The organism is Mesorhizobium sp. M4B.F.Ca.ET.017.02.2.1 (genome assembly GCF_003998955.1).
GTDB lineage: Bacteria > Pseudomonadota > Alphaproteobacteria > Rhizobiales > Rhizobiaceae > Mesorhizobium > Mesorhizobium abyssinicae.
The window spans coordinates 1-4,433 of record NZ_RZOF01000445.1; the positions used below are offsets into that span (position 1 = coordinate 1).

Consider the following 4,433-nt stretch of genomic DNA (forward strand, 5'->3'; position numbering starts at 1 on the left):
GCTCGACACGCTCGGCGCCTTCATGCGCAACGAGCGCGACTTCTCGGCCGATGTGCCGAAGCTGAAGATGCCGGTCATGCTCGTCTACGGCGACAGCGACATGTACAAGCCCGAGCACGAGATCAAGTTCTTCCAGATGCTCGGCGGCGGCCAGAAGGATGCCGGCTGGATGCGCGAGAACCTGTCGCAGAACCGGCTGGCGATCATCCCCAACCGCACCCACTACGACATCTTTTTCGCGCCGGAACTGCCCGCCACCGCACTGCCCTTCCTCGACGGTGTGACTAAGGTGAAGAGCTGGGACGAGATGCTCGGCGCAACCGAATAGCGGGTCGGCAATCTCATGCGGCCGTCTCCCTGGAGGCGGCCGCGTGCTTTCTGGACGCGCTGCCATCTGCGCCGGTCGCATCATCGCAAACGATGGCATTCCATAAAAGCTTTTCAATTGACGCAGCGACCCGCCCGGCTACGGTTCCGGCATTCTTCCCGAGCGAACGGACACCGGCAATGACGAAATATCAGGGCGGCTGCCTGTGTGGAGCGGTGCGCTACCGCGCCGAGGTGGCGCCGATCAACGAACGCGTCTGCCATTGCCGAATCTGCCAGAAGGCGATCGGCGCGGCGTTCAACGCGCGGCTGCTGTTTCGCATTGATGACGTGACCGTCGAGGGCGAGGTGGCGACGGTCAACTCCTCGCCGGACCTCAAGCGCGGCTTTTGCGCGGCCTGCGGTGCGACGCTGTTTTCCAGGCGCGATTCCAGAGGTATTCTTGGCATCACCTCCGGCTCGCTCGACGATCCTTCCCTGTTCAAGCCCGACATGCATTTCTGGACGGCCTCGAAGCAGCCCTGGGTACGGTTGGACGACGGCCTGCCGCAATATGAGGGCCTGCCACCGGCCTGACTCATTTCGACGCAGTCCTGCACAAAAATTTCATCTTCGATTCACGACATAGCCGGCAAAGCGTCATTGGCGGGCCATCATTGGCTGCCTATCTATCGTGCGCGGGCCGGCATTCGAGGAGGCGACGGATGAGCGAGAGCATCAACACCCTGGACGAGCTTTTGAACGACCCGATGGTCCGGCTCGTGATGGAGCGCGACCGCGTGCAGCCGGCGGAGCTTCGCACCCTGCTCGAGAGGGCTCGCGGCGGCGCGGCTGACGACATGCGCGCCGGCCAGCCGATGGTGCCGCCGGCCCACATGGTCGCCAAGAACTGCTTCCGGCAATGGCTGCGGGTCTAAAGCAATTCAAAGAACAAGCTAGAACTAGTTGGAAGTAGCCGGCAAATAGCTGTAATGGCTGCGGAAATAGGCGATCCTGAAGCCAAGGCGCGCATAGTTGCGATAAGCAGGGCCGTCGCGCTCCTCATGCGGCGCCTCGATGTCGGCGACGAATAGTTTCGCGCCGGCCGCAAGGCCGTCGCGGACCAGCGCTTCGCCAAGCACCGCGTCGAGATCGAAGCTCGGCGCCATGATGCCGGGCACCGGTGCGTCGATGCCGCTCCAGGCCGCGCCATCGGCGCCGATGAACAGCGAGCGCACCGCCACCACCGCGCCGTCCCGCTTCAGCATGTAATGATGCCAGCCCTTGCGGCCGACCAGCGCCAGCAGCCAGGGTGAGGTCGCCAGCCGATACTGACGGTCGATGAAGCCGGCCCATTCCGCCGCCGTTGATTTCGTAACGCGCTCGACAGCAACCCCGTCGGCCGCGAAGAGCGGCTCGGATGGCAGTGGCTCCGCTTCGCGATAGATACGCTCCCAGCCGCCCTGGCGCTGCAGGCCGCGCGCTTCGAGCCAGCATCTGAGTCGGGAAGGTTCGGTGTGCGGATTGACGTAGAACCAGGGCCGCGAAATGCCGGCAGCCCGGTAATGCGCCAGCAGCGTGTCGAGCTGGCTTTCGGTGGCCGGGCTGTCGACGCCGAGATTCTTCACGCAGTTGAAATGGATGAACGGGATGGTCGTGCAGGTCGTCCAGGCGAGGTCGCCTTCTGCTGCCATCGAAAGCCCCTGTCGCGCGGCGAAATCGGCCGGCGCCGCGGCGTAGAGGTCGAGCCAGGCATTGACCTCGGCGCGCTCGATGGCGCGGCTGAAGTCGCCTGACACATCCTCGATCGCGATGGCCGGCGGATGCGGCACCGGCACTATCACGGGTTCCAGTTCCGACAGGGCGGACGACATGGTTTCTCCTCCCGAATGCCTAACCTTACGATGTAAGATTAGTGGAGGATAATATCATGGCGAGGCTTGTCAAGCGGGATGTGGGAAGCACCGTTGACCCGAGGACATTCCGATGATGCCGTCGGCGCCGCCATTTATCCCTAACAAGTTGATTCAAACTTTATTGGTAATTTCTCGTTAGGAATCGGATCTGCCGGCGGCAATCCGCCCTCGGCCTGTTTTGTTTTGTGTACAGGTCCAGATGCGGTTCTCAGGCGTCGTCAGTTTTGTGCTTGCATCGCTGTGCCTTGCCGGCTGCTCGTCCACATCGGGCATGGACGCCTTGCAGGTGCCGTCCAACGAAACCACCAGTTCCGTCGTCAGGCCGAGCGCCCCCGTCGCGGCGGCCGGGGCCACGGCCGAAACGGAAACGACGGTCGAGACCACATCGATGGCTGGCGACGCGCGCATGCGGCCACCGGAGCCGGTGGCCGACGACAATGCGCCTCCGTTCAGTCTTGCCGAGGAAGAGACGGTCGCGTTCCCCGCGCCGAACCTGCCCGACAGCGTCGAGCCGCCGGTCCAGCCGGCAGCCCTAATGGCGCCGCCGAAGCGCCTGTCGCGGGCCGCGCCCGCGATGCTGGCCGGTCCCGTCACCCGCTATGGCTTCCGCGATGCCAAGCCGATCAATTTCGGCCGCGCCTCGCCCCGGCACCTTGCCGTGCACGGCGTCGACGTTTCGCGCTGGCAGGGCAACGTCAACTGGGAAAAGCTGCGCGCCCAGGGCGCCAACTTCGCCTACATCAAGGCGACCGACGGCGGCGATCATCTCGACCCGATGTTCAGGACCAACTGGCGCAATGCCGATGCTGCCGGGCTGAAGCGCGGCGCCTATCATTTCTTCTACTGGTGCCGCACCGCCGGCGAGCAGGCCGACTGGTTCATCCGCAATGTGCCGCGGGTCGAGGGCGCGCTGCCGCCGGTGATCGACGTCGAATGGAACGGCGAGTCGTCCTGCAAGCGGCGGCCGTCGCGCGACACGGTGCTGGAGAAGATGCAGGTGTTCATGGACAAGCTTGAACGCTATTACGGCCAGCGTCCGATCATCTACACCAGCCCCGACTTCTATCGCGACAATCTGCGCGGCGCCTTCCCCGACTATCCGTTCTGGCTGCGCGCCGTGGCGCGCCATCCGTCAAAGGTCTATCCCGGCCGCAAATGGGTGTTCTGGCAGTATTCCGGCTCCGGCCTGTCGCACGGGGTGAGGGGCCGCATCGACCTCAACGTCTTCCATGGCGACGAGCGCGCCTGGCGAGCATGGGCCGGCGGACAGACGACCGTCGCCGACGCGGACTGAGCGTTCTCGGCTGGCGCGAATACCGGCAGGCCGCCGTCGTCCCATCCCCCGGCGGCATTTTCAGTGATTTGCTAAGGATCCACTCACCTTTTTCCTTAGTGGTCCTGCAATGCCCGGCTGGTAACATCCGCGTGATCATGCATGCCGCGCGCAACACCGCGCGGCCCGGCATGAATGGGCATGGAGGGGTCGATGCGCAATCCGGTTCTGGCAATCGTTTTCGTGGCCGCTGTCGGCTACGGATTTTTCAATGCGCTCGGGCACGGGCGGAGCGACAAGCCGATGGCCATTCCGGCCGCGGCGCCGGGCGCCTCGCAGACGGCGCCTCGCGCGATGACGGAGAACGTCGTCGCCTATTCCACCGAAGACAAGGCGATGCAGGCCGCCAAGAACAAGGGCCACTCGACGCTGCCGCGCTTCCACGAGCTGATGGCCGCCGGCACGCCCGGCACCTACACGGTGAAGTTCCCGCTTACCCAGAACGGCGCCACCGAGCACATCTGGATGCAGCTCACCGGCCTGGGCGACGGCACCTTCATCGGCCTGCTCGCCGACGAGCCGGTCAACGGCACCAAATACAAGATGGGCGACCGCATGACGGTGGCGGAAGCCGACGTCGAGGACTGGATGGTCAAGAACGGCGGCGAGGTTTACGGCGGCTATACCGTGCGCCAGGCGTTTGCCGACATGCCGAAGGAACAGGCCGCGAAATACGGCATCACCTTCAAGGATTGAAGCACATCTTCCCTTCTTCCCCTGTGGGAGAAGGTGGATCGGCGCGCAGCGCCGAGACGGATGAGCAACTGTGTTCGTCAGGACCTGTTTGGATTCCAAGGTTCGTTGTTTTGGATCATCGCGCTGAGGATGGTCAGGATCTTTCGTGCCACGGCGACGAGAGCGACCTTCGGCTCCTTGCC

General features: G+C 64.2%; 5 protein-coding genes and 2 pseudogenes. 5 read left to right on the top strand and 2 right to left on the bottom strand.

Going from position 1 to position 4,433, the window contains the following annotated elements:
- The 3 genes and pseudogenes from EN738_RS31535 to EN738_RS31545 form a co-directional block, all read left to right on the top strand.
- Positions 1-328 (top strand): annotated as a pseudogene (locus EN738_RS31535) (alpha/beta hydrolase); the annotation flags it as partial.
- Between the two features lie 179 nt (positions 329-507).
- Positions 508-903, top strand: a complete 396-nt coding sequence (locus EN738_RS31540; protein ID WP_127287010.1) for a GFA family protein — start codon at positions 508-510, stop codon at positions 901-903.
- A 128-nt stretch (positions 904-1,031) separates the two neighbouring features.
- Positions 1,032-1,244 (top strand): hypothetical protein, encoded by a 213-nt coding sequence (locus EN738_RS31545; RefSeq protein ID WP_127287011.1) that lies wholly within the window; start codon positions 1,032-1,034, stop codon positions 1,242-1,244.
- Between the two features lie 24 nt (positions 1,245-1,268).
- On the opposite strand, the gene EN738_RS31550 is transcribed toward EN738_RS31545, so the two are convergent.
- Entirely contained in the window at positions 1,269-2,180 is a 912-nt protein-coding gene (locus EN738_RS31550; RefSeq protein WP_127287012.1) for a hypothetical protein, read from the bottom strand.
- A 241-nt stretch (positions 2,181-2,421) separates the two neighbouring features.
- Here EN738_RS31550 and EN738_RS31555 point away from each other — a divergent pair, with 241 nt between their 5' ends.
- Positions 2,422-3,516 carry a GH25 family lysozyme gene (locus EN738_RS31555; protein ID WP_127287013.1) on the top strand — a complete coding sequence of 365 codons (1,095 nt, stop codon included), beginning with the start codon at positions 2,422-2,424 and terminating at the stop codon, positions 3,514-3,516.
- Between the two features lie 192 nt (positions 3,517-3,708).
- Positions 3,709-4,251: a DUF2314 domain-containing protein gene (locus EN738_RS31560; RefSeq protein WP_127287014.1), complete on the top strand. Its 543-nt coding sequence runs from the start codon at positions 3,709-3,711 to the stop codon at positions 4,249-4,251.
- A 77-nt stretch (positions 4,252-4,328) separates the two neighbouring features.
- On the opposite strand, the pseudogene EN738_RS36590 reads toward EN738_RS31560, so the two are convergent.
- Positions 4,329-4,433: pseudogene (locus EN738_RS36590) on the bottom strand (IS110 family transposase); the annotation flags it as partial.

Bases quoted from the DNA above. Each gene is read 5' to 3' on its own strand.
- EN738_RS31540 (WP_127287010.1), top strand. From the start codon at position 508: ATGACGAAATATCAGGGCGGCTGCCTGTGTGGAGCGGTGCGCTACCGC.
- EN738_RS31545 (WP_127287011.1), top strand. From the start codon at position 1,032: ATGAGCGAGAGCATCAACACCCTGGACGAGCTTTTGAACGACCCGATG.
- EN738_RS31550 (WP_127287012.1), bottom strand. From the start codon at position 2,180: ATGTCGTCCGCCCTGTCGGAACTGGAACCCGTGATAGTGCCGGTGCCG.
- EN738_RS31555 (WP_127287013.1), top strand. From the start codon at position 2,422: ATGCGGTTCTCAGGCGTCGTCAGTTTTGTGCTTGCATCGCTGTGCCTT.
- EN738_RS31560 (WP_127287014.1), top strand. From the start codon at position 3,709: ATGCGCAATCCGGTTCTGGCAATCGTTTTCGTGGCCGCTGTCGGCTAC.